The sequence below is a fragment of the Enterococcus sp. GPZ-007 genome, from assembly GCF_059374735.1.
Window position 1 is genome coordinate 35,734 of record NZ_JCAFYN010000013.1, and the last position, 22,799, is coordinate 58,532.

24 protein-coding genes are annotated in these 22,799 nt (G+C 40.4%); 6 read left to right on the top strand and 18 right to left on the bottom strand.

The genetic code is table 11. From position 1 onward, the window contains the following. Nucleotides 1-5 precede the first annotated feature (5 nt). The 4 genes from AC4J95_RS08820 to AC4J95_RS08835 all read right to left on the bottom strand — a co-directional run bounded on the left by AC4J95_RS08820 (nucleotide 6) and on the right by AC4J95_RS08835 (nucleotide 5,135). Nucleotides 6-1,166, bottom strand: a complete 1,161-nt coding sequence (locus AC4J95_RS08820; protein WP_494549554.1) for a mannitol dehydrogenase family protein — start codon at nucleotides 1,164-1,166, stop codon at nucleotides 6-8. Continuing rightward, nucleotides 1,167-1,598 carry a PTS mannitol transporter subunit IIA gene (locus tag AC4J95_RS08825; RefSeq protein WP_494549555.1) on the bottom strand — a complete coding sequence of 144 codons (432 nt, stop codon included), beginning with the start codon at nucleotides 1,596-1,598 and terminating at the stop codon, nucleotides 1,167-1,169. A 16-nt stretch (nucleotides 1,599-1,614) separates the two neighbouring features. Then, on the bottom strand, nucleotides 1,615-3,606 hold the full coding sequence (locus tag AC4J95_RS08830) for a BglG family transcription antiterminator (RefSeq protein ID WP_494549556.1): 1,992 nt from the start codon (nucleotides 3,604-3,606) through the stop codon (nucleotides 1,615-1,617). A 68-nt stretch (nucleotides 3,607-3,674) separates the two neighbouring features. Further along, entirely contained in the window at nucleotides 3,675-5,135 is a 1,461-nt protein-coding gene (locus AC4J95_RS08835; RefSeq protein ID WP_494549557.1) for a PTS transporter subunit EIIC, read from the bottom strand. 327 nt (nucleotides 5,136-5,462) lie between these two features. On the opposite strand from AC4J95_RS08835, the gene hxlB reads away from it, so the two are divergent. Then, complete coding sequence (hxlB, locus tag AC4J95_RS08840) at nucleotides 5,463-6,020, top strand: 6-phospho-3-hexuloisomerase (protein ID WP_494549558.1); 558 nt, start codon at nucleotides 5,463-5,465, stop codon at nucleotides 6,018-6,020. A 24-nt stretch (nucleotides 6,021-6,044) separates the two neighbouring features. Here hxlB and AC4J95_RS08845 read toward each other — a convergent pair whose 3' ends face one another. From AC4J95_RS08845 to AC4J95_RS08855, 3 genes are all read right to left on the bottom strand, one after another. Then, the gene (locus AC4J95_RS08845; protein ID WP_494549559.1) at nucleotides 6,045-6,305 is read right to left on the bottom strand and encodes a hypothetical protein; all 261 of its coding nucleotides are present in this window, start codon (nucleotides 6,303-6,305) and stop codon (nucleotides 6,045-6,047) included. A gap of 263 nt (nucleotides 6,306-6,568) precedes the next feature. Continuing rightward, nucleotides 6,569-7,723: a hypothetical protein gene (locus AC4J95_RS08850; protein ID WP_494549560.1), complete on the bottom strand. Its 1,155-nt coding sequence runs from the start codon at nucleotides 7,721-7,723 to the stop codon at nucleotides 6,569-6,571. Nucleotides 7,724-8,003: 280 nt separating this feature from the next. Further along, the gene (locus tag AC4J95_RS08855) at nucleotides 8,004-8,816 is read right to left on the bottom strand and encodes a MerR family transcriptional regulator (protein WP_494549561.1); all 813 of its coding nucleotides are present in this window, start codon (nucleotides 8,814-8,816) and stop codon (nucleotides 8,004-8,006) included. A 141-nt stretch (nucleotides 8,817-8,957) separates the two neighbouring features. Here AC4J95_RS08855 and AC4J95_RS08860 point away from each other — a divergent pair, with 141 nt between their 5' ends. Next, on the top strand, nucleotides 8,958-9,650 hold the full coding sequence (locus tag AC4J95_RS08860) for a PRD domain-containing protein (protein ID WP_494549562.1): 693 nt from the start codon (nucleotides 8,958-8,960) through the stop codon (nucleotides 9,648-9,650). A 182-nt stretch (nucleotides 9,651-9,832) separates the two neighbouring features. On the opposite strand, the gene AC4J95_RS08865 is transcribed toward AC4J95_RS08860, so the two are convergent. From AC4J95_RS08865 to AC4J95_RS08905, 9 genes are all read right to left on the bottom strand, one after another. Next, nucleotides 9,833-10,069, bottom strand: a complete 237-nt coding sequence (locus AC4J95_RS08865; protein ID WP_494549563.1) for a hypothetical protein — start codon at nucleotides 10,067-10,069, stop codon at nucleotides 9,833-9,835. 170 nt (nucleotides 10,070-10,239) lie between these two features. Beyond that, on the bottom strand, nucleotides 10,240-10,983 hold the full coding sequence (locus AC4J95_RS08870) for a LytR/AlgR family response regulator transcription factor (RefSeq protein ID WP_494549564.1): 744 nt from the start codon (nucleotides 10,981-10,983) through the stop codon (nucleotides 10,240-10,242). A gap of 2 nt (nucleotides 10,984-10,985) precedes the next feature. Continuing rightward, nucleotides 10,986-12,275, bottom strand: a complete 1,290-nt coding sequence (locus AC4J95_RS08875; protein WP_494549565.1) for a GHKL domain-containing protein — start codon at nucleotides 12,273-12,275, stop codon at nucleotides 10,986-10,988. Between the two features lie 151 nt (nucleotides 12,276-12,426). Beyond that, entirely contained in the window at nucleotides 12,427-12,630 is a 204-nt protein-coding gene (locus AC4J95_RS08880; protein ID WP_316405599.1) for a hypothetical protein, read from the bottom strand. A gap of 190 nt (nucleotides 12,631-12,820) precedes the next feature. Next, the gene (locus tag AC4J95_RS08885; RefSeq protein WP_494549566.1) at nucleotides 12,821-13,891 is read right to left on the bottom strand and encodes an ABC transporter substrate-binding protein; all 1,071 of its coding nucleotides are present in this window, start codon (nucleotides 13,889-13,891) and stop codon (nucleotides 12,821-12,823) included. Then, the gene (locus AC4J95_RS08890; RefSeq protein WP_494549567.1) at nucleotides 13,888-14,733 is read right to left on the bottom strand and encodes an ABC transporter permease; all 846 of its coding nucleotides are present in this window, start codon (nucleotides 14,731-14,733) and stop codon (nucleotides 13,888-13,890) included. The genes AC4J95_RS08885 and AC4J95_RS08890 overlap by 4 nt, the downstream gene beginning before the upstream one ends. After that, nucleotides 14,730-15,539: an ABC transporter permease gene (locus AC4J95_RS08895; RefSeq protein ID WP_316403844.1), complete on the bottom strand. Its 810-nt coding sequence runs from the start codon at nucleotides 15,537-15,539 to the stop codon at nucleotides 14,730-14,732. Before AC4J95_RS08895 ends, AC4J95_RS08890 begins: the two co-directional genes overlap by 4 nt. A 12-nt stretch (nucleotides 15,540-15,551) precedes the next feature. After that, nucleotides 15,552-16,640 carry an ABC transporter ATP-binding protein gene (locus tag AC4J95_RS08900; RefSeq protein ID WP_316403845.1) on the bottom strand — a complete coding sequence of 363 codons (1,089 nt, stop codon included), beginning with the start codon at nucleotides 16,638-16,640 and terminating at the stop codon, nucleotides 15,552-15,554. 17 nt (nucleotides 16,641-16,657) lie between these two features. Further along, a complete protein-coding gene (locus AC4J95_RS08905) occupies nucleotides 16,658-17,200 on the bottom strand; it encodes a helix-turn-helix domain-containing protein (protein WP_494549568.1) in 543 nt (180 codons plus the stop codon). 729 nt (nucleotides 17,201-17,929) lie between these two features. Here AC4J95_RS08905 and AC4J95_RS08910 point away from each other — a divergent pair. From AC4J95_RS08910 to AC4J95_RS08925, 4 genes are read left to right on the top strand one after another with little or no spacing between them, the layout of a single operon-like run. After that, nucleotides 17,930-18,925 carry a YhdH/YhfP family quinone oxidoreductase gene (locus AC4J95_RS08910; RefSeq protein ID WP_494549569.1) on the top strand — a complete coding sequence of 332 codons (996 nt, stop codon included), beginning with the start codon at nucleotides 17,930-17,932 and terminating at the stop codon, nucleotides 18,923-18,925. Then, entirely contained in the window at nucleotides 18,922-19,647 is a 726-nt protein-coding gene (locus AC4J95_RS08915) for a phosphopantothenate--cysteine ligase (RefSeq protein WP_494549570.1), read from the top strand. Before AC4J95_RS08910 ends, AC4J95_RS08915 begins: the two co-directional genes overlap by 4 nt. After that, nucleotides 19,644-20,186 (top strand): phosphopantothenoylcysteine decarboxylase, encoded by a 543-nt coding sequence (gene coaC / locus AC4J95_RS08920; RefSeq protein WP_494549571.1) that lies wholly within the window; start codon nucleotides 19,644-19,646, stop codon nucleotides 20,184-20,186. Before AC4J95_RS08915 ends, coaC begins: the two co-directional genes overlap by 4 nt. 3 nt (nucleotides 20,187-20,189) lie before the next feature. Further along, entirely contained in the window at nucleotides 20,190-20,813 is a 624-nt protein-coding gene (locus AC4J95_RS08925) for an ECF transporter S component (protein ID WP_494549572.1), read from the top strand. Between the two features lie 45 nt (nucleotides 20,814-20,858). Here AC4J95_RS08925 and murB read toward each other — a convergent pair whose 3' ends face one another. Together murB and AC4J95_RS08935 are read right to left on the bottom strand one after the other, a co-directional pair. Next, the gene (gene murB / locus AC4J95_RS08930) at nucleotides 20,859-21,764 is read right to left on the bottom strand and encodes a UDP-N-acetylmuramate dehydrogenase (protein WP_494549573.1); all 906 of its coding nucleotides are present in this window, start codon (nucleotides 21,762-21,764) and stop codon (nucleotides 20,859-20,861) included. A gap of 85 nt (nucleotides 21,765-21,849) precedes the next feature. Further along, a complete protein-coding gene (locus tag AC4J95_RS08935) occupies nucleotides 21,850-22,761 on the bottom strand; it encodes a Gfo/Idh/MocA family protein (RefSeq protein ID WP_494549574.1) in 912 nt (303 codons plus the stop codon). Nucleotides 22,762-22,799: the final 38 nt, after the last annotated feature.

Consider the following 22,799-nt stretch of genomic DNA (forward strand, 5'->3'; position numbering starts at 1 on the left):
TCAGCTTACCCTCTCATTTTCAGAAATTTCTGATAATTCTCTTTAATCACCTGATGCACCCGATGATCTGACGGTATGCTGGTGAAATGAGTGATCGCTTCATCGATCCCATGCTCATTCACATATGCTAAGAGTTCCACGGATTGTTCATCCTCTGGATTGTCAAAGAGAAAAGCGGCCGCGATCCCTTCCAATAAGCGATTATTTTCCAAACCTAATTCTTCGCATTGAACACATGGACCAACCAAGCGTTCTTCCGGCTGCAGCTTGCGAATCGGCGAGCGGGACACCCGAGTGATCATATCTTTGATGCCAGGTGTCTGATAACGATCTATAATGAAATCAATGTAATCAGTCATATCCTGTTCAGTGAAGCCGTATCTTTCCATCAATAAGTGTGCCGATTCCCACATCGTCTCACGAATCATTTTCACTAATTCTTCATTATGGAAAATGTCAGACATAATCGAATAGCCATGGACAAAACCAATATAACCTGCCCACGCATGACCGCAATTCACTACGTAGAGCTTGCGTTCGATGTACTTTTTCAAATTGGTGGTATATATGGCTTCCCTGATCGGCTTCTCTTCCGGATCGACGAGTTTTGATTCTTCGATCACTAGCTCATGGTCACGCCCGATGTCGATGGTCTTTTTCCCGTCATGCTCAGATGCAAGGACCATCCGATCAACTGCGGTATTCGGAAATGCCGCAATAGCGTCCAGCCACTGCTCCGCCGATGAATCTAAAGCAAGGATCGCTTTGCGTAAAATCTCGCTGTTAAACATCGCGTTTTCACAGGCTAAGATGTTTACGCGCTTTCCGCCAATATCCGCACGTTTTTTCAACCCTTGTAAAAGAACCGGCGCGATTTTCGGTAAATTTTCAGCCCAGACTGCGGTCGTGATCAAATCTGTCCTGCTGATTTGTTCAATAATCGCTGCCTGATCCTCGATCGAAGACAATGCGTGGATGTCTGTCAGTTGTTTTTTCTTGTAGTTTTCATTGATCAAATAGAGATCAAAAGTTGCGGTTTCGTTGATTTGCTTAACTAACTCGCTATCTATATCTACGACCGTAGTTTCGTAATCGGAATCATGTAACAGGTCAGCGATAAAGCCGATCCCGATACTTCCTCCGCCAAAGTGCAATGCTTGTTTCATTTAAACGACGACCTCCTCAAAAATTTTCAGAATCTCTGCTTTTGATGTTGCTTGACGAAGAATCTCGACATTTTCCATCTCGGAGCAAATTGTCGCGATCTGCCCCAAAATCTCTAGATGCTCATTATTTTTTCCCGCGATCCCGAATACTAAATACGCGGTATTGCCATCAAAGTCGACGCCTTCTGGTACTTGCAGTAGTGAAATACCGGAAGAATGGATCTTTTCCACCGACTTCACGATACCGTGGGGAATGGCGATATTGTTGCCGATATACGTCGATACTTCTTCTTCTCGCGCCAGCATGTCTTGAAGATAACTTTCAGCCACGTAGCCATTTTCAACTAAAATCGTTCCGGCAGCTAAAATGGCCTCGATCTTATTCTCATAGTGCTGATTTAATTGAATGTTCTCATCTTTAAAAATTTTCATTTTACCATCTCGCAATCTATACAATTTCATTCATTTTTACTAAATAGGTTTTCAAATCATCCGCTGATCCGATTTTGGTCAATTCATAGACATGGTCAAAAAAGATTTCCTTGACCTGTCGATAAAATTTTTGGCTAATCCCTGAAAGATTTTCCCCAGTGTCTATGACGACTAAATAGTAGTTCCCCAATTGCTTGGAAGCCTCGGATATCAGCTGCATCCGATCTGCTGAAAGTTCTGGATTTTTACGGATAATGAAGAGCACTGTTTGTTCCTGCTGCACAGTCGTTTGAATACTGTTAGTCAGCTTGGCCTCGTCAACCTCTAAAAATTCAGCTAAGCGTTTGAATACATCCCGCTTTTTCTTGATTTTTGTCGTAAATATCGGTGTTTCTGTATAGCAGCAGTGCTTCATCAGCTCTAAAATCTTTTTCGCGTAGAAAAGTTTCTGCATCAGATGCTGCTCAAAATCCGCCACATTCATCTGCTTCTGCCGTTGAATGGTTTTTAGATCAGAGTACTTGTGGTTGTTAATCTTCGTCTGGACTAACGCCAATTCTTGCTCATTCAGCAAAGGAGATACTTTCAAATAATCTTCCGGCGCTAAGGGTAACGGGATCGTTGATAAGACTAGTTCGTAGTCATGGACATCTTTATTTTGCAGATCGGTGAGGGAAATAATGTCCTTGACATAGACTTCTGGGACTTCATACTCCAGACGGCTCGTCAGCATTTTGGATGAGCCCATCCCGCTGGAGCACACGATCAGCACGCGAAAAGCTTTATTCGACAATTTATCGATCATCATGACGAAGTACAGCACTAGAAAACACAGCTCATCTTCTGGGAAAAAATCTTTTCCAAAAACTTCCGCCGCCGCATGACTCACGATCTCAAAAATGAAGAGATAATTTTTCTTAATCTCATCCTTCATCGGATTTCTGACAAATAGACCGCTGTTGATCCGCGTGACCGCTTTTCTCAAATGGGTCGACAGGTCACGGACTTGTCGTTCATTCCCGTGAAGCTTCACACCTAACTGCGCTTCGACATTGTTCACCATTTCCTTCACAGATATCGCGATATCATTGTCGAAACGCGGCAGGTCGAGTTCATTTGTATAATCTCGTTGAAAATACAAATGAATGATCCATTTTAAGTAATCTAAAAATGCTTCAGGATGCGTTTTTTCAGCCAGAATGCTCTTTTGCTTTTCAATCATTCGATGATAAAGCCGATTGCCCGTCTGATTCAGTTCGATCGCGATTGTATCAATCGAATTATTAGGCAGCGTAGTCAGATGACAGATATTGAGCCATAATGCTAGTAAGATAACTAATTCCTGCAGATCATTATCGTCAATATCCACCTTTAACTGACCTAGCTGCTCGTAAACAAAATGGAGCGGATCACTGATTTTTTGAAAACAAATCTTCTTATAAAAGGAGTCCTTCGAATTTTTTAGTAAAAACCATGCAATAAATTCCGAAGAAGTAACGTGCTTCGTCAAGATATCCAAGGTCAGGATATGACGATTGATCACATCCGCCTCCAGCATGATGCCTTCACCTTTTTTCGAGATGATGCGAATGCCTTTTTCCGGCAGGTTATCCGTTAGAAAGGCAACATCCTTCTTGATCGTTGAAAGAGAGACCTGCAATTCTGCGGCAATTGCCTGCATTTTAATGAAATCCTCCTCCAATAATAGAATCAGCGTGACCAGATCGACCCGTTCCGTTACAGTTAAAATTTGATGAATGTTCTGCTTTTGAAATGCCTGATTTAACGCCGCTAGATTTTCAGACTTTCCTTGGATTTCAAAGCCCTTTGAAGGAATCGTCACCAGCTCTAGCTGGAAGGTCTTCAGCGTCGCCTTGATATTCTTCAATTCTCTGTAGACGGTCCGTTCGTTGATGTTCAGCTGCTCACTGATCTCTTGCGCTGTATGCTTGTTTCTACTATTTAACAAAATCGTTAAGATAGAGCTCTCTCTGGTAGATAAATACATCTAGCTTCCTCCCCAACTATTAATTAGTAGAATTCATCATACTACACTAAAATGAAAGCGGATACGATTTATTCACCATTATTTTCTCTGATAAATTTTATGAAGCGATCGTACTCACTGTTGTCCAAGAAGTTTTTGATTGTCAAAATTGGAACTTGCTTATCACTTGTCAGACCTTTTACTCGCTCCAGTAAAATTTCATTCGTAATGATCAAATCAGCATTATCGGGAATGTTATCGACGGAAACATTTTTGACCGTAACCTCCAGCATGTTTTTACGTGCTTTGGTGCTCAGCATGGACGCCCCCATCGCGCTGGAACCCATACCGGCATCACAGGCGATAATGACATTCTTGATCAGCTTGCCTGTTGGGACTGCATTTCCCGCTACGATCGGTTCCGGTACGGCCGTTTCAAAGGCTTCTGTAGTCGTGACTCCGGCTCCTTCCAAAGCTAATTCCTCCGCATCGGCTTCCGCCGCAAGATCCTTTTTCAAGCTTAGTTTTAAGAAGAACGCGCCGACTATAAAGGAAACTAGAACCGCTGACGCGTACATCGCGATATTTACGATAAAGTTGCCCCGCGGTGTCATCATGAGTAAGGCTAAGAAGCTTCCGGGAGATACCGCCCCGACCGTTCCACCGCCAAAGATTTGTCCAATGGCCAAGGCCGTCATATTTCCAGCGATCGGTGCCAAAATCGTAATCGGCTTGATCATGGCATAAGGAAAGGCCACCTCACCGATCCCGCCCAAGAATTGGATCAACATTGATGCCGGTGCTGATTTTTTCGCCATGCCTGTGCCAAACATTGAAAAGGCAATCAACAAACCAACCCAAGCGCCGCCATTTGCTTCAACTAAGAATAAGAGCGATTTGCCTGTTTCTAATACTTGCTGCGTACCCAATGGAATCATGATTCCGTGGTTAACGGCATTGTTTAGGAATAAAACCTGTGCCGGTTGAACAAAGATACTGGTTAAAGGAATCAGGTTCCGCGCCATTAACCAATCCACTCCACCAGAGATGAAGGATAGAATCACCGCAAAAATCGGTTCAACTGCGACAAATCCGATTAAGGCAATCGCGAAGCCAAGAAAGCCGAGAGAGAAGTTGTCCACCAGCATTTCCAGACCGGGTTTTACTTTTCCTTTAAGCAGTTCATCAATTTTCTTCATTAAGATCGCGCCGATCGGTCCCATGATCATGCCGCCGATCAACATCGTGATATCCGCTCCGACCACTACCCCCATAGTTGCCAAAGCTCCGATTGCGCCGCCTCGTTTCCCATAAACGTTGTATCCGCCCGTGTAACCAATCAGAACAGGTAATAAATAATTCAAAATCGGCGGAACCAACTCATTTAAGTGCTCATTCGGCGTCCATCCAGTCGGGATGAAGAATGCTGCCATCAAACCCCAAGCAATAAATACACCAATATTCGGCATAACCATCGAACTTAAAAATCCACCCATCCGCTGAATCTTTGCTCGCCAGCTGTTCGCATTTGCAGGTTGCTGAAACTCCATTTTCTATTCCTCCTCGTATAAATAGTAATCATTTTTCAAAAAGAATAAATTAGGTTGAATCGAATGTCCGATCATTCAACTAAAGTGCATGCATACCATTCTTCTAATTTCGCTATAGCTTAAAGAAAAACTGGCAAAGTTGAACGGACATCCTTGAGAATGATCATTTTCGAAAGCGCCTTCTGACATTCATTATAGGGGGCGTTATTCAGAAAAGCTATCGGATGAAAGGACAGCTTTGTCAGGCTGCCTCTGTCAAAAATACTCTTGTAGACCTTTTCGATATTCATTAGACTTTGGATACTAATAATTATTGGAGGGAATTGTATGTCTGTAAAAAAACACACGCGGGAAATTATTGAAGAGTTATTGGCCTTTGTAGATTACGAAAATGATGAGGAGCTTGATCAATTAGTAGAGGCAATCTTACGTGCCAACAACATTTTTCTTTCCGGTGCCGGCCGATCGGGTGTCGCCATCACTGGATTTACGAATCGTCTACTTCATTTAGGTTTGGCGGTTAGCCTTGTGGGTGAAATTAGTTGTCCAAGAACGGCAGAGGGCGATCTATTGATTATCGGATCCGGTTCTGGTACCACCCCAAGCTTAGTCGCCCTTGCTAAGAAGGCGAAAAGAAACAACGTGACCCTCGCTCTGATGACGATGGATAAAGAGTCCGAAATTGCTCAGCTAGCGGATGTGGTCGTCGTGCTCCCTGGCGTATCACCGAAATTGAAGGAAAACAATTTAACTTCAATCCAACCGATGGGCTCCGCCTTTGAACAAATTAGTTTCCTGACCTATGACGGAATTATTCTAGAGTTGATGGAGAGATTGGCAGAAACTGGCGAGAGTATGCTAGAGAGACATACAGATTTGGAATAGTAAAAAAACAGTGCGTAATCATTACTAGCTGATTACGCACCGCTTCATTTTCTTATTTTCGGCTAAAATCTTTAGTGTCCTCACATAGTCTCCCTTCAACGCATTTGTTGCAACATCAATGCAATCCTCTAAGAAATAATCTTGTTTCAAGTAATCCTTCAATGCAACAGCACCAGCCTGATTCGCATAATTATAATAATTGATTTTGGCGATGCCGTTTTCAATCGCGGTTTGATAATCTGCGGACTGTGCTCTTAACGCCACAGCTAAATAAGCATTCGGCACCTAGTACTGATTGCAGATTATTGCTGGTTATTCTAAGATACCCCACGAGATTACTGCGCAAGACAATATTTTCATGGGCATGTTCTTACATAGGAATCCCTCTCAACTTTGTTACAATACTGGTTAGCATTAAGGATTTCACTATCTTTATCATCAGTTTATTGGGTATAACCTAATTTTTGATCACTATAAAAATGACGGACAAATTCCCACAACTATAGAATTCGAATCAATTGTTTTTATCCGACTTATACAAGTCATCACTAATAATCAATCGTGTTCTTTTCTTTAGTTTTATTCCGTGAGAAGAATCCGATCAACCTGCCTATTGGCTTAACAGGTTCATGTACAGGCGTTTCTTCTTCCGCTGCTGCGATTGGTTTTTCTGCTTCTTTACTAACTGACGCCAAAGTTGATGTCTTACTTTTCGTTTTTTCCGTTGGGGCTACTGCGGCTTTTTGGGCAGACTTCGATTGCTTTGTCTTTTTTTGAATCGATTCCATCGAATCTGCCTCAGTATTCGAACCTATTTTCTCACCATCAAGCTGAACCTTGCTCACTTCGCCAGTCTCCGGATCGGTCACTTCAAAGTAATAATCCTTCAGATTGGCGTCTTTCGGAATGACTGCTCTGGCTAGTTCCTCAATGTCTTGCTTGCTCAAGCTTCTTGGATCAATATCTGTGGGCAGACTGGCTTTACTAATTTGTTTGACATTATTTTTCTTCGATTGAACAGAAGGCATTTGGGCAGACTTCTGCTGTGCTTTTTCAGTTTTCGTTTTTTTCGGTTTTGGTTCTTCCACTACCAAGTCTTCATCTTCGCTAAACACCCGTTTTGACTTGACAAGTTTAGTGAATTTTCGGGTTCCATTATCTTCGAAAATTGATAGCGTCGTCAAAATCTCCAAGATTGGGCCAAAATCTTTCTTATCTTTTAACGGATCGACATCACTTAAAACCCATCTATGACGCTTGCCGTTTTCATCTTCAAAAACTGATTCAATGTTTACTTTCCGATTCTTTTCTTCCTCAAGAAGCTCTCTAGCAGTCGTTGGCTTCATCAATTGCGCATAGGAATCACGTGCCGCTTTAGAGTTCTGGAAATAATTGCTCTTGCTCTTAAACAGGCGATTGATAATTCCGTTCCATTCTTTTTTCGAGAAATAATTTTGGAAATAGGGCATGTACGTCCGCATTGCGGCATTTGGTTCAGCAGAAAGATACAGCTCTCGAATCAAGTCATATAAAAACAACGAATAATCTCCTACAACAATCGCGTTTTTCACCAAAACTGCTACGACATATTCAATCAAGCTAGCTGAATTTTTTGTTTCATCAAAATAACTAAGCGCTTTCAATTCTAAGGTAGATCTTTTAGTTACGAAAATTTGACGTTGATTCAAGGCTGATACTTCCATGCTGACTCTTCCCTTCTCTAGTTGTACATCTAATTTATTAACTATCTCTATTTTGCAACAAGAATAATTTTTTTTAAAGCCCTATTTTTTGGAGGAAATTAATAAATTATACTATTTATCATCATCAAAATTAATAAAAAACAATTTTACAAATCTTACCTCAATTTCCCTCGAGTAAAGCCAACAATATCCGTTTTTTTACAAACATAATCAATTATTAATTTTATAAAAATAATTAATTGTGGTCAGGTTTTTTCAATTTTTTAAAAATTTAGATTTTTTACTTATCCAAAATCCGTACAACTAATTTCATTAAGAGTTCGTCAAATTTTTGAGCGGACAGGCCGTTCAAAATCACATCAATGTAAATATCTCCTTGAATTTTCAAATGCTGCTGCTTGATATAGTCGATCATCTGTTGAAAAACAATCGCTCGATAGGTTTTCCCATGAAAATAGCAAATTAAATAGTCTCCAGCTGGCCGTGCTTCAGCTGCTTCTGGAACCTTGATGTAGGGATGAACATCTGCGGCATAGAGTACGTCTGCATCTAATAATGAACTCGTATTTTCAAACATAAATCCAGCCGGATAAATAAACTCATATCCTGCGGCAAAGCTTTGCTGATAAATATCATTTAGTGGAATCGATGCGCGAAATGTCGATGCTTGATAAACCGTTGAACTGAAAAAGAGTGGCTGCTGTTCCAAATGAACAACCGAAAACTTCAACCGATCCGCTGTGGCGTATTCTTCTAATGAAGACAACTGACGGTCCACCATTCCAGCCATTTGCTTGTAATACTCCTGCTTCTGACGAATCAATTCACGTTGACGTTTCAGTAAAATGGTTGCTTGCTCAGGTGTACTATTTTGTAGATGATTCTTGATTTCAGCTAAAGGCATTTTTATTTCTTTGAACAGATTGATCATATTCACCTTATAGAGCTGCGGATAATCATAATAACGATACCCTTTTTCAGTTGTATACACGGGGGTTAATAGATCGATTTGATCATAATAAATTAATGTCTTCCGTTTAATCCCAGATAGCTTGGCGAAATCACCGATTGAAAGGTATTTACTGATATCCAAAATTTAAACCTCCTTTATAACAAGCCAATTACTTGACTGTCTAGTTACTAGACAGTTTATCATAGCATCATACCAATAAACTTGTTTATCTAAAAAAAGACGATTATTTGAAGATACATCAATTTAAGGAGGGAAATTTTGATGAACAACACAGAGACAACTGCGTCCTACTCAGCGCTATCAGATCGCCAGCTTATAGCATCTTTAATCGAGCTGGGTACGCAAAAGTACACACTTGCCGACAATTTCTTATTAACCAATAATTTGTCCTATTTTCTCTTTAATGCCACTGAAAATATTCCTATGACTTATACTTATCCACTGACCACGATTGAGATCATGGAAAATCTTTTTAGAACAGAGGTTGATTTTTCAAAAGAAGCAGCTGGACGAATCGAGGAGTATATTCAACGACCGTTGAAAAAGACGGATTATTTGGTCTTGGCAGAAGCTGTGATCGCAGCTAACTATCAATTAAATATCAATGCTCATGAACAAGAGAAGTTTATTCAGTTGATTCATTGTCTGCTATCGCAAATCACAGCCAACTTGCAATTGCCTCGTTCCTATTTATTCGTTGAAGCTGCCCGTTTGGTGCGCCACCTTAAATTTTTATCCCTGCGTATTTTGAAAAATAAGTATGACACTGCCGATTCCGATAATGACCTCTATTTCTATGTTGCCGAACATTACTCTAAAGAATTTCACACCGCAAATCAGATGCGCGTGTTTATCACGGAGAACTTTGACTTTGATCTATCGAATGACGAAATCAGCTATCTCGCGATGCATTTTCGTGAACTTGGACGACAGTATAAAGAAGACCAAAGTTAAGCCTAATTAAACAAAAAAATCACCGCTCATCATGCGGTGATCTTTCCCCTATAGCGTCCCGTCTATCAAAAGATAGAGCATGGTTGCCAGTACAAGGATTATTCGAATGTGAATACTGATCTTTAATATGAAGAAAATCACCAGCAATCCTAAACAGCAGGCAACGAGGAACAGCCTTTTTCTCATAGATAAACGCCGATATACCCACCGCCAAAGGCTTTATAATAATTGATTCTTTGCTTTCCGCGATAGGTTTTTGGCGGGACTCCTTTAAACCATTGCTTTATGGTCACCGCCCGAGTTCCGATATCTCCTGTTTGATTATCAGAACCCACATAGTCGTTTTCAGCTCCCAACGCCGATACTGGAGTCGTTGCCAATACCGTCAATAAAAAGACTGCAATCATTTTTCTTTTCATCGTTAATCAACCTCCTTATTCGAATACCGTATATCACTCAACTAAGTATTTGAACAATCAACTAACTGTCCTGCTAGAAAGTTTTCTTTCCAAATAGTTGAATTGACATCCAATAAATCAAATTATAAAGGCTAATCTAGGTTTTGTTCGAAAAATATCCTAAACGAACATTATTTTGTCTTAATCGCTGATTCTAACTGCTTAATTAGTCGGATAGAAAGTAAACATTTCTCTCCATTGGTCATGGTGACCTCTCTTTTTTTCTTATCAATCAGCTGGATATTTTTAGAATTGATCACATAGGATTTATGGATTCGAACCAATTTAGGAGACAATTCAGCGATATCATTGATTTTCCCGTAAAACTCCAATGTGCTGTTGGTAAGATGCAGGATTAGCTTATGGGGTGTCGATGCCGTTTCAAAAAACATCACCTGTTGCAAATCTAATATTCGAATTTGACTACCGATCTTTAGTTGAATAAAGTCATCCGCTTTTTGGGCTTCCTTGAGGAAATGCCGTTGAGCCTGATCTAAGGCTTCTTGAATTCTTTCTCGGACATCCGCGATTTCCCCTTCTTTTAAAATATAGTCCATCGCTTCGACTTTGTATTTAAAAGTTAGAGACAGCAGCTCATCGTGAGTGGTAATGAAGATGATTTTGCCATGAATATCTTTTTCCCTAATTTTGGCTCCTAATTCAATACCGTTCATCTCACATTTCAAATCAACATCTAAGAAATAAATGCCTCGACTGTCAGGATGCCTCTCTAAATAGTCTATAATCCGTTTCGGATCGCCGGTACTAACCCTGATCTCCATATCCAGCTCTTCAATCAGCAGATATTTTCTAATGAAAGACTCTATTTGATTTCGCTGAACCTCATTGTCCTCACAAATAAAAACTCCTAACACAACTACCCCTCCTCACCAATCACAATCACCTTTTGAATGAAGCGCTGCTCAGATATGATTGTCTCCAGCAAAATATTCGGCTCCATCGCTGTTAGCTCGTCAATGTTGGAAAGACCAAGCCCTCTGCCTTCGCCCTTTGTCGAAAACCCTTTCTGTTTCAACACTTGCATCGGTTCGATCTTTTGTCGCACTGTATTTTCTATTACAAAAATCGTGTCACCTTTGACAGAGAAAATACCGATCAGCAGTTTTCCGCCTTCAATCGTTTCGACTTCTTCAATCGCGTTGTCTAATAAAATGCCTAGTATGCGGATCAACAGCACTGAATCCACTTTCTGATTGAGTCTGATTCCCTCATCCGCTTCTATCTGCACATTGAGATTTTTCTCTTGAGCAGCCAGCAATTTCATAGTTAAAATACTTTTGATATCTAATGAATCGATTTTGTTCAACTCATCCGCATGCAGGATATCAGTGCCAGTAAGGTTCTTCGTTTTTTTAACACTGGTATTAAAAAATGTCTTCAGCGCCTCAAACTCATCATTTTCAATATAGTATTCGATCGATGTCAGCAGGTTGACGTAATCATGCCGAAATTCGCGAATCCCCTGATATTGATTTTTTAGATCTTCGATATATCGTTGGTGAATATTATATTCCAGCTGCCTTTTCTCCGCCTCGATTTTTAAATCTTGATTACTCGAGATGGATTGAATGATTACTCCACCAAAAATAGCAAAAACTAGAAAAAAAACAGCAACAAATGCTTTTAAAAAAAAAGTAGGCGCATAAAGAGAGAGTGTCCCATACGAAAAGTAGACAAGTAGTGAGATCGTTAACAAATACGCAATTAGATTTACCTTTTTCTTTCTTTTGATCAAAGGCAATCCCCATTTTTTATAGACGACACTACTAAGAATCGAAAGACCATAATAGAACAAAAAAAACATGAAAAAGAGCAGATTACTTTGTTTTTCTATAACAAAGTAAAGAAGCGGTTTAGTCACTTGACTGGCTACTGAATCGATAGCACATGCACTAGAAACGATTAACAGCGAAAATACGACGTTTCTTTCCTCCACATTTTTTAATGACAAAATCAGAAAAAAGATATACGTCACTACTGTGTCCATATACGAGTAATATCTGCCTATAATAACTCCAAAGAATATAATCAACGAGATCAACAGATAGTTGATCCTTTTTTTATTTTTGATATCGTCCAAAATAAAATAGTTGATTCCGAACGATAATAAATGTGAATAAGATAAAAAATTAATCATTGGCAGCATTTGATTTGCCCTTCCTTTTTTCAGTTATAACAAGTATACCAAAATAAAAAGGGATGAAAATTGAAATTTCAATAATCTTCTTACCAATCAAAAACATCAAAATAAAAAGCGGCTCACCCTGAGCCGCTTTCTATTAACCATCTACTCTAAATTATACTCCTCGATACATATTCCGAACTTTTCTAGTTTTATGCGGAGTTACCGCATCAACAAACAGCCAAATCAAGAATATTGCCAAGGCTATTTTTAACAAGCTCCAAATAATGTGTCCTGCGATCGTAATCAAAAGCACTGCGCCAAACACAGCCAACATACCCATAAAAATTGTTTTTACTAATTCAAACCCCGTTTTCATTTTTCATTCCTCCACTTGTTTTGTATGAACTTAGTTTATCAACTTCTTGCCTTTTTTACTTCAAGCGGAAGATTGATTCTTTCTAAGTCTTACGGAGGAGAAAATCCTTCGAATGAAAATGAAGAGTAAAAATAATGGTTTTATTTCAGCCTTTTTATTGATCTTATGCCGTTTTTACTGAGTTTTACTACTACTTCCGATACATCTTAAATTCCAAATACAGATCATTATAGATCCCCAAATACTTCGGGCCTAAATCTTTATATACTTCCAAGTGACTGATTGTCTCGTCATCGGGATAAAACTGTTTGTCACCAGAGATGCTTTTCGGAAGCATCGCCAGCGCTTTTTTATTCGGTGTAGAGTAGCCGATATACTCGGCATTTTGCTTCGCTGAATCTGGTTTCAGCATAAAGTTGATAAAATCATAAGCGCCTTCCTGATTCTTGGAAGTCTTAGGGATCACGATATTGTCGAACCACAGATTCGATCCTTCCGGCGGAATTACATAATGAAGATGCTCGTTTTCAGCCATCATATCGGCTGCTTCACCAGAAAAAGTTACCGCCACCGCGCTTTCTTCGTTTGCCATATACATTTTTATCTCATCGGCAACGATCGCTTTGACGTTCGGCGTCAGCTTTGCCAATTTATCTGTCGCTTGACGCAAATGCGCCTGATCTTTGCTATTTATAGAATAGCCCAATGTCGTTAACGATAAGCCCATCACTTCCCGGGCACCGTCGATCAGCATGATATTATTCTTCAACTCAGGCCGCCACAGATCATCCCAATGCTTGATCTTGTCGCTGGAAACAAATTTGTCGTTGTAGACGATTCCCAGTGTTCCCCAGAAGTAAGGAATTGAATATTGATTATTCTTATCAAAATCCAAATCTAAAAAGCGCGGATCGATATTTTCTAAACCATGAATCTTGGAATGATCCAACGGCAGCAATAATTTTTCCTTTTTCATTTTCTGAATCATATACTCACTGGGAATGGCGATATCGTAAGCCGTTCCGCCTTGTTTGATCTTGGCTTCCATCGCCTCATTCGAGTCAAAGGTCTCATAATTAACCTTATAGCCGTATTCTTTCTCGAATTGCTTAATCAGCTCTGGATCAATATAATCGCCCCAATTGTAAATGTTCAATACCTTGGAACTAGCGTTAGATGAATGATTCAGGCGAACTACCCAAAATGTTAACAACAGAATTATGGCCACAACACCGATAAAAAGAGATTGTAATTTTCTCATTTCAGTACTGCCACCTCCTCAAATTCGCGTTTCCGTTTCTTCGCTTTCTTCGAGGTATCACGACTAATAAAGTAATAGCCTACTACTAAAATCAGAGAGAAAATGAAGACTAACGTCGACAGCGCATTAATCTCTAAACTGATTCCTTGGCGTGCCCGGGAATAAATTTCCACTGACATGGTCGTAAAGCCATTTCCTGTGACAAAGAAGGTCACCGCAAAATCATCCAACGAATAGGTGAATGCCATGAAATAGCCGGCAATAATGCCTGGTGTCAGATATGGCAGAATGATATTCCGTAATACTTGAAAATTATTGGCCCCTAAATCACGAGCCGCATCGATCATAGAATCATTCATTTCCTTCAGCTTCGGCAAGACCATCAGTACTACAATAGGAATACTGAAGGCAATATGGGAAAGCAGCACACTGACAAAGCCCAGTTGGAAGTTCTTCAAGACACCGCCCAGCATCGTAAATAAAATCAAAAAGCTGGCACCGATAATAACATCCGGCGAAACCATCAAAATATTATTTAGCCCCAATAGGATATTGCGTGAATTGCGTTTACGGGTATAATAGATCCCCATCGCGCCAAAGGTTCCAATAATCGTCGCAAGCAATGCCGACAAAAAGGCTAAAACGAAGGTCTGCACTACGATACTGATCAATCGTCGATCAGAGAACAGGCTCTGGTAATGCTCCCAAGTAAATCCGGTAAATGAACTCATATTGCCGCCTTGATTAAAGGAATAGAAAATCAAATAAAAGATCGGAATATATAATAGGACAAATACAAAGATCAAATAAACATTGGCCCAAGAAAATTTTCTTCTTCTCACTTCACCCGACCTCCTTTACGTCTTTCGCCAGTCAGCATCATTACGATGAACATCGCCACAATCAAAATCACTCCAATCGTCGAGCCCATCCCCCAATTCTGCGTGACTAAGAAATGCTCTTCGATCGCCGTCCCCAAAGTAATCACACGATTTCCACCAATTAAACGAGTCAGCATGAATAAGGATAGTGATGGGATGAAAACAGCCTGTACTCCACTCTTTACCCCGTTTAATGAAAGCGGAAAAATCACGCGACGAAACGTCTCAAAGTTATTCGCTCCCAGATCACGACTCGCGCTAATCAAGGAAGGATTGATTTCCTCCAATGCATTAAAGATCGGCATGATCATAAAGGGCAGCTCGATATAGGCCGCCACAAACATAAAGCTAAAATCCGTGAACAGCAGCTGCTTTTGACCTATTCCGATAAAACGCAGAAAATCGTTGACCGAACCATTCGCACTGAAAATCCCGATAAATGCGTAAGCCTTCAGTAATAAATTAATCCATGTCGGTAAGACGACTAGCAAAAGCAATAACTGACGATGTTTCAATTTTGACAGGAAGTACGCCGTTGGATAACTGATCAATAATGTCATCAAGGTAATCAGAAAAGCAAACAGTACTGAGTTGACCGTCATCATCAAATAGGTCTTTGATGTTAAATACGTGTGATAATTCATGAAAGTAAAATTACCATGCATATCAAAGAAGGATTGATAGACGATCAAAATCACCGGCGCGATCACAAAGAACAGCAGCCAAAAGAAATAAGGAATCGAGTAAAAGCGACGCATATTTTTCATTACAATCCCTCCCTAATCTTCGTAGCTTTCCAAGCGCGCTTCGAAATCTTCTTCACTTTCGTTGAAGCGCATAACATGGATATCTTCTGGTTCAAAGTACAGCCCGACCTTGCTGCCTTTTTTAGCCTTTTTGGTCGAATGGACCATCCATTCATTGCCATCCGCATCGATACAATTCATTTCATAATGAACCCCACGGAACAATTGCGTATCCACTGTAACCACCAGTTTGCCATTTTCAGGTGTGGTCAATGTCAAATCTTCTGGACGTAGAACGACTTCCACTGGTTCATTTGGACGCATCCCACCATCGACACATTCAAAGGTTTTGCCGACAAATTTCACCAGATTATCCTCCACCATTTCGCCCGCAACGATATTACTTTCGCCAACGAAATCTGCCACGAAATGATTGATCGGTTCATCATATATATCAACGGGCGTGCCACTTTGCACGATCTTTCCTTTGTTCATGACAAAAATCTCATCACTCATGGCCAAAGCTTCTTCCTGGTCATGGGTCACGAAAATAAAGGTGATACCTAGACGCTTTTGCAGCGCTCGTAATTCATATTGCATATCCGTACGCAGTTTCAAATCCAAAGCTGATAATGGTTCATCCAACAATAAAATTTTTGGTTCGTTGACGATTGCCCGTGCAATTGCCACTCGTTGACGCTGGCCACCAGACATTTCAGTGATCTCGCGGTTTTCATAGCCAGGCAATTGAACCAGCTTTAAAGCCTCAAGAACTTTTTTCTCGATTTCTTTTTTTGACAGCTTTTTGATCTTCAAGCCAAAAGCAACATTGTCAAAGACATTCATATGCGGAAATAAGGCATAATCCTGAAAGACCGTGTTAACCTGACGTTTGTTGGCGGGAATGTCATTCATCCGTTTTCCCTCAAAAAAAATATCGCCTTCACTAACGTCTGTGAAACCGGCGATAATTCTTAAAATCGTTGTCTTCCCGCAGCCAGAAGGCCCTAATAACGTATAAAAACGCCCTTCCTCAATATCAAAATTTATTTTTTTCAATACGGGATCATCATCGTCGTATTGTTTGATCACATCTTTAAATGAAATAATTGTATTTGCCATGACTTCACGTCCTTCTTCTATAAATAAGATTCTGTAGCGACGATCAGCACTTTGCTGATGCTATTCGCTTGATTTTGTAAACGATGAGGTTTACTCGCTTCGTAATAAATACTTTCGCCCGCTCCTGCTTCATATAATGATTCGCCGAATTGTAAGGCAACTTTTCCTTCTAATACATAGATGAATGTCTCCGATTGTGAAGGCGTAAATTGTTTATATTGGCCTTTTTTGTCCAACGTAAGTAAAATCGGCTCCATTTCCTTTTCATTTGATTCAGGAATCAACCACTTAATATGATAACCGTGTTCTTCATCGCTGTAAAAAGTTGTGTCTTCATCTGTATAAACGATCTTCTGATCACCAGTCTTTTGCTTGAAAAATTCTGCCGGTGTCACGCCTAAAACTTCCAAAATATCAAAAAAAGTCTCCATTGAAGGAGAGCTTAGGTCACGTTCTAGCTGAGAGATATACCCTTTGGTAAGATCCGTTCGTTCCCCTAACTCTTCTTGTGTCAAATTCTTTTGGATTCTAAGATTTCGCAGCTTCTCACCAATCTCCATACTCTCAGTCCTCCATTCGTTGTTTGCTAATAGTAAACTTGATGTTTAATAGCACCATTTTAGTATACGAACTTTCGCTTAAAAATCAAGCTTTCTGAAAGAAATTTTTTCTTATTTTCTGTGGAAATCGAGGAGAAAATAAATTTGCTTTTTCTTTCATTTCCGCTAAGATATATATAACCGAATTTGCCAGTTCTGCTTTTGGCAGTTTACTAAGCGTGGACTGGATAAATTGTTTCTAATTATTAAAGAGAGCTAGTAGTTTAGCAGAATGGTATGCGTACGAAAATAATCGTATTTTTCACGTTCTTGGAAAAATACTTCCTTTACTATGAGCTAGCTGCGAGTCCAACTTTTCGCAGTTAGCTTCGATTGAGGCGAATTTTATTTTTTGAAACATTCTTGATAACAAGATGTTTAGTTGGATCGTATGCGCGGCGAAGATCAATGAATTTTTCACGTCCTTAGAAAAATTCTTTCCTTATTATGAGCTAGCTGCCAGTTCTGCTTTTGGCAGTTCGTTAGGTTCGAAATTGATCAATGAATTCTTTTCAATAAATAATAAGAGCAGTTTAGCAGAATGGTATGCGTACGAAGATCTGAGTATTTTTCGCGTTCTTGGAAAAATACTTCCTATACTCGTGAGCTAGCTGCGAGTTTGATAAATACAAAAACATGGGACTACCCACTAAAAATAAACAACCCAACAGACATAGGAGGAAACGAGCAATGACCAAGTATCGCCACTTTCGTGTAATAAATGATGAAACCCTTCACACGGAGATTGAGACCTTTCCCAAACCTGAAATTGAGGAAAACGAAGTTCTGATAAAAGTAGCATATTCTGGCATCAATTATAAAGATGCCTTGGCAACCAAAGCGAATACGGGTGTCTTACGAGATTATCCCATGACCCCCGGCATTGACTTAGCTGGTACGATCGTTGAAAGTAAAGATGAGAAATTCAACGTTGGTGATGATGTGTTAGTCACTGGCTATGGTTTAGGTGTCAAACAAGATGGCGGATTGAGCGATCTCCAAGTTGTGCCAGCTGCTTGGGTCCTTTCTCTACCGGAAGCCTTATCTGCAAAACAGGCAATGACTTTTGGCACGGCTGGTTTTACAGCTGCTTTATCAATTGATGCCTTACAGGCCCATGGCCTAAATGCCGATAGTCGTGTTCTCGTTACTGGTGCAACTGGTGGTGTTGGCGGTTTTGCGCTGCATTTTCTTAAACAGATCGGCTGTAAAGAAATCACTGCTTTGAGTCGCAAAGAGGATCAAACGGATTACTTGAAACAGTTAGGTGCAACCTCTGTTTTATCCCCTGCCGAACTATTTCCAGAAAAAAATCGTCCATTAAATAAACAGCTCTTTGATTTTGTAGTGGATACCGTTGGCGGAGAAACCTTAGCTCAAATCCTTCCCTTTGTTAATTACGGTGGTAGTGCTGCATTGTGTGGAAATGCGGGGGGCATCAAATTGAGTACAACTGTCTTGCCTTTTATTTTACGAGGTGTTAATTTATTAGGCATCGACTCGGTAGAAGCGTCGATGGACCTACGGCAAAAGCTTTGGAGAAAAATGGCAAACGAATGGTCACTGCCAGCAAATTTCCAAGTCCAACAAATTGAATTGGGGCAAGTGCAGGAAACTGCGGACGCCCTGCTAGCTGGGAAACATGTAGGTCGCACAATCGTGGCTCTAGGAGGAAAAAAACAGTGAGAATCCTAATTACTTCAGGCGGTACTTCAGAAAAAATCGATGATGTACGTGCCATTACGAATCATTCCAGTGGTAAACTAGGTAAAGCAATCGCGGAAAGTTTTGCCAAAGACGATGTCGTGATTGATATAATCACTACCCGTCACGCTGTCAAACCAGAAGGAAAATTAATCCATCACTATCTGATTGAATCGACAGCTGATTTAGAAAGAACCTTGAAGGAATTAATGACCGAAAATGCCTATGACGCCGTGATTCACAGTATGGCTGTCAGTGATTTCACACCAGAAAGCTCGGTCACGCTGGAAGATTTGGAATCAGCAATCGCTGCACAACCAGCTGATTTACCAAACGCATTAGTTAGTATAGCCAATGAACGGACAGAGAAAAAAATCTCTTCCGATACCGATCATCTAGTGGTGGTACTAAAGAAAAATCCAAAAATTATTTCTTTGATCAAAAAATTGCAGCCCCAAACAATCTTAGTAGGGTTTAAACTATTAGTTGATGTGCCGATGATCGAACTATTGAATGTTGCAGAAGCCAGTCTCGAAAAAAATCAAGCCGATTTCATCTTAGCCAATGACTTAGCTGAGATTCGCGGGGAAAAGCATCATGGCTATCTGATCAATAAACAGCAGAAAGTCAAAGAAGCCCACACGAAAACAGAAATCGCGGAGCTAATCAAAGAAGAAGTCATGAAACTGGAGGAAGCGAAATGAAAAATATCCTTTTAGGTGTCAGCGGTAGTATATCAGCCTATAAAGCAGCTGATATTACTAACCAACTAACAAAGCTGGGCTATAACTTAGATGTGGTGATGACCAAAAGCAGTACGGAATTTATCACACCATTGACGATTCAATCATTATCCCACCGTCGTGTGCATCTTGATGTGATCGAAGAACCAGATGCCGCCTTGATCAATCACATTGCCTTAGCGAAAGCAGCTGATCTTTTTCTAGTCGCTCCTGCTTCAGCCAATATTATTGGTAAATTAGCCAACGGAATTGCTGATGACCTATTATCAACCGTAGCTTTAGCATTGCTGCCAGATACACCAAAAGTGATCGCACCAGCAATGAATACTTATATGTATCAAAACCCGATCGTCCAAAGAAACTTAGCTACATTAAAGGAAGTGGGCTATCAAAAAATCGAACCAAGAGAAGCCTTGTTAGCTTGCGGTGATTATGGTCGCGGTGCTTTAGCAGATATCGCGGAAATCGTGCATATCGTAAATTCAAAATTAAAGGAGTAACAAATGAAAGAGAAAAATGTTAAAAGTTTTACTTTGACTGCGATGTTTTTAGCCATCATGATTATCTTAGCGGTCACTCCCCTAGGCTTTATCCCGATTGGTCCAATTAATGCAACAACGATGCATATCCCAGTCATCATCGCATCGATCGTGTTAGGACCGCGGATTGGGGCTGGACTAGGAGCCGTCTTCGGTGTAATCAGTTTAGCACGAGCTACTGTCGTTATCACTCCGATGTCGTTTGTCTTTTCACCCTTTATTGCAAATCCATTGACGAATCAAGGCGACTGGCGTGCAGTTATCGTAGCAATTATTCCACGTATTTTGATTGGTGTCGTCCCTTACTTCGTTTACAAAGGGCTACATAAATTCATGAAACAAAAAGCGCGTCCTGTTAGCTTGTTTATCGCTGGATTAGCCGGATCAATGACCAATACGATTCTAGTAATGAATTTGATCTTCTTCTTCTTCAAAGACAGCTATGCCAATGTCCTGCAGGTTACAGCGGATGCTGTGTATGGGGTCATTTTAGGAATTATTTTCGGCAGCGGATTAGTTGAGGCGGCAGTTGCTGGTATTGCGACTATGGGTGTCTGTGCCGTGTTATTGCGATTGATGAAAAAATAGAAAAATGCTTGGCGGAAATCAAGATTGATTTCAACCAAGCATTTTTTATTTCGGTTCTTCTCCGAGAATCCGCACTTCTGTTTCTAGAGTCACATCAAATTTTTCTTTGATCGTCTTTTGGATATGCGCAATCAACTCGATATAGTCGGTTGCTGTGGCATTATTGATGTTAACTATAAAGCCAGCATGTTTTTCAGAAATTTGCGCTCCACCCCATACTAAGCCTTGTAAGCCGGCATCTTGGATCAGCTTCCCGGTAAAATGTCCGACTGGCCGTTTGAAGACGCTACCGCATGATGGGTATTCCAATGGTTGCTTTAACTCACGCAACTCCGTTAATTCCTTCATGCGTTTTTCGATTTGATCGTGATCACCCGGCACTAGCTTGAAGCTGGCACTCAATACGATCGCGGGTTGATCCTGGACCGCCGAATGACGGTAAGAGAAATTCATCTGATCTTTATACCACGTTTCGAAAGTTCCGTCAGCTAACAATACATCGACCGATTCAAAAACATCTTCAAGCTGTCCTTCATAGGCTCCAGCATTCATGAAGACCGCTCCGCCGATACTGCCAGGAATGCCGCAGGCAAATTCAACCCCCGTCAGCGAATGATCTAACGCTACATAAGTAGTATCGATCAATTTCGCCCCTGCTTGAGCCGTGATTGTGTCTTCTCCTACGCGAATCGTTGTCATATCGGTCAGCATGATTACTACACCACGAATTCCGCCATCACGAACAATGAGATTACTGGCATTGCCTAAAACGATCCATGGAACGTCATTTTCACGACAGTAGTCAACTAACGACTTAACTTCCTCATTGTCTTTTGGAAATGCTAGAGCGTCCACAGGTCCGCCGGTTTTTGTAAAAGTATAATTCATTAAAGGTTCATCCAAAAGGATTTTCACGTTTGGTAGTGCATTTGATAATTCTGTAATTTTCACTTTGATAAGCCTTTCTCGTTCATTACGGGTAAATTTTTCAAACATCCTTGCTATTTTAGCATGCGGGAAAAAAACTTACCACCCCTTAAAGCTGATGACGAATGTGTTGCCGAAGCATTTGTTCGCACAGCTCATGACTCAATAGAACATTTTCTTGTCGTAAATCAACCTCTTCACCATTTAATGCAGCAATAAAGCTGACGACTAATTGCTCAAATCCCCGTTTTTCCAAGGTCGTTGTCCAATCACCAAAGCGTTGAGACTCTTCAACCGTTCCGCGTTTAATTTTCAAATCTGTCAATTGATCTAGAATCAATGTTTGCTCCGGCGAGCTGACTTGATAACGTTCCATTTTCCCGCCGCTCATCAAGTCCATCGATAAAATACATTCGGTGGTCGCTGTCGAAAGCAGCATTTGGGCATAGGTCATCTGACCCTTTTCTTCGCGAATCTTAGAATGGACACTCATGATTTCATCGTCTAGCAAGTACACTGCGGTATCCACTAAATGAATAAACAGATCATAAATACCGAATTGCGCATTCATTCCATGATTCGGTTCATTTTTTTCTAAATGAATCACATGTTTTTGCGGAAGCTGTTTTAATTGCTCCACCATCGGCGCAAATCGGCGATTGAATCCCACCATGAATAATAGATTTTTTTCTTTTGCCAATTCCTGCAGCTCGCGAACCTCCTGTACATCTTCACTGACTGGTTTGTCGATAAAAACAGCTACACCGGCTTCCAGACATTGCTTAGCAATCTCAAAATGGACTTTTGTTGCTACGTGGATAAAGCATGCCTCGATTTCTTCAGCTAACAATTCATTGATCGTGGCAACAGTGTTGGCAAAGTTGTATTCCTGTGAAATCTTTTCTCTGACCTCATCATTACGTGTTGCAAAAATAAATGTTGCTTCCTTGCGTATTTTGGCATAAGTTGGCAGATAAGCTTTCTGGGCAATGCCGCCAATTCCGATAACTCCGATTTTCATAAATAAGACTCCTTCTTCATTTTAATGTATTTATTATT

Excerpts from the sequence above, each read along its gene's own strand:
- AC4J95_RS08900 (WP_316403845.1), bottom strand. The coding sequence starts at position 16,640 with ATGGCAAATACAATTATTTCATTTAAAGATGTGATCAAACAATACGAC.
- AC4J95_RS08825 (WP_494549555.1), bottom strand. The coding sequence starts at position 1,598 with ATGAAAATTTTTAAAGATGAGAACATTCAATTAAATCAGCACTATGAG.
- AC4J95_RS08910 (WP_494549569.1), top strand. The coding sequence starts at position 17,930 with ATGACCAAGTATCGCCACTTTCGTGTAATAAATGATGAAACCCTTCAC.
- AC4J95_RS08885 (WP_494549566.1), bottom strand. The coding sequence starts at position 13,891 with ATGAGAAAATTACAATCTCTTTTTATCGGTGTTGTGGCCATAATTCTG.
- AC4J95_RS08865 (WP_494549563.1), bottom strand. The coding sequence starts at position 10,069 with ATGAAAAGAAAAATGATTGCAGTCTTTTTATTGACGGTATTGGCAACG.
- AC4J95_RS08880 (WP_316405599.1), bottom strand. The coding sequence starts at position 12,630 with ATGAAAACGGGGTTTGAATTAGTAAAAACAATTTTTATGGGTATGTTG.
- AC4J95_RS08820 (WP_494549554.1), bottom strand. The coding sequence starts at position 1,166 with ATGAAACAAGCATTGCACTTTGGCGGAGGAAGTATCGGGATCGGCTTT.
- coaC (WP_494549571.1), top strand. The coding sequence starts at position 19,644 with ATGAAAAATATCCTTTTAGGTGTCAGCGGTAGTATATCAGCCTATAAA.
- AC4J95_RS08875 (WP_494549565.1), bottom strand. The coding sequence starts at position 12,275 with ATGCTGCCAATGATTAATTTTTTATCTTATTCACATTTATTATCGTTC.
- AC4J95_RS08860 (WP_494549562.1), top strand. The coding sequence starts at position 8,958 with ATGAACAACACAGAGACAACTGCGTCCTACTCAGCGCTATCAGATCGC.
- AC4J95_RS08935 (WP_494549574.1), bottom strand. The coding sequence starts at position 22,761 with ATGAAAATCGGAGTTATCGGAATTGGCGGCATTGCCCAGAAAGCTTAT.
- AC4J95_RS08925 (WP_494549572.1), top strand. The coding sequence starts at position 20,190 with ATGAAAGAGAAAAATGTTAAAAGTTTTACTTTGACTGCGATGTTTTTA.
- AC4J95_RS08835 (WP_494549557.1), bottom strand. The coding sequence starts at position 5,135 with ATGGAGTTTCAGCAACCTGCAAATGCGAACAGCTGGCGAGCAAAGATT.
- AC4J95_RS08830 (WP_494549556.1), bottom strand. The coding sequence starts at position 3,606 with ATGTATTTATCTACCAGAGAGAGCTCTATCTTAACGATTTTGTTAAAT.
- hxlB (WP_494549558.1), top strand. The coding sequence starts at position 5,463 with ATGTCTGTAAAAAAACACACGCGGGAAATTATTGAAGAGTTATTGGCC.
- AC4J95_RS08895 (WP_316403844.1), bottom strand. The coding sequence starts at position 15,539 with ATGAAAAATATGCGTCGCTTTTACTCGATTCCTTATTTCTTTTGGCTG.
- AC4J95_RS08850 (WP_494549560.1), bottom strand. The coding sequence starts at position 7,723 with ATGGAAGTATCAGCCTTGAATCAACGTCAAATTTTCGTAACTAAAAGA.
- AC4J95_RS08905 (WP_494549568.1), bottom strand. The coding sequence starts at position 17,200 with ATGGAGATTGGTGAGAAGCTGCGAAATCTTAGAATCCAAAAGAATTTG.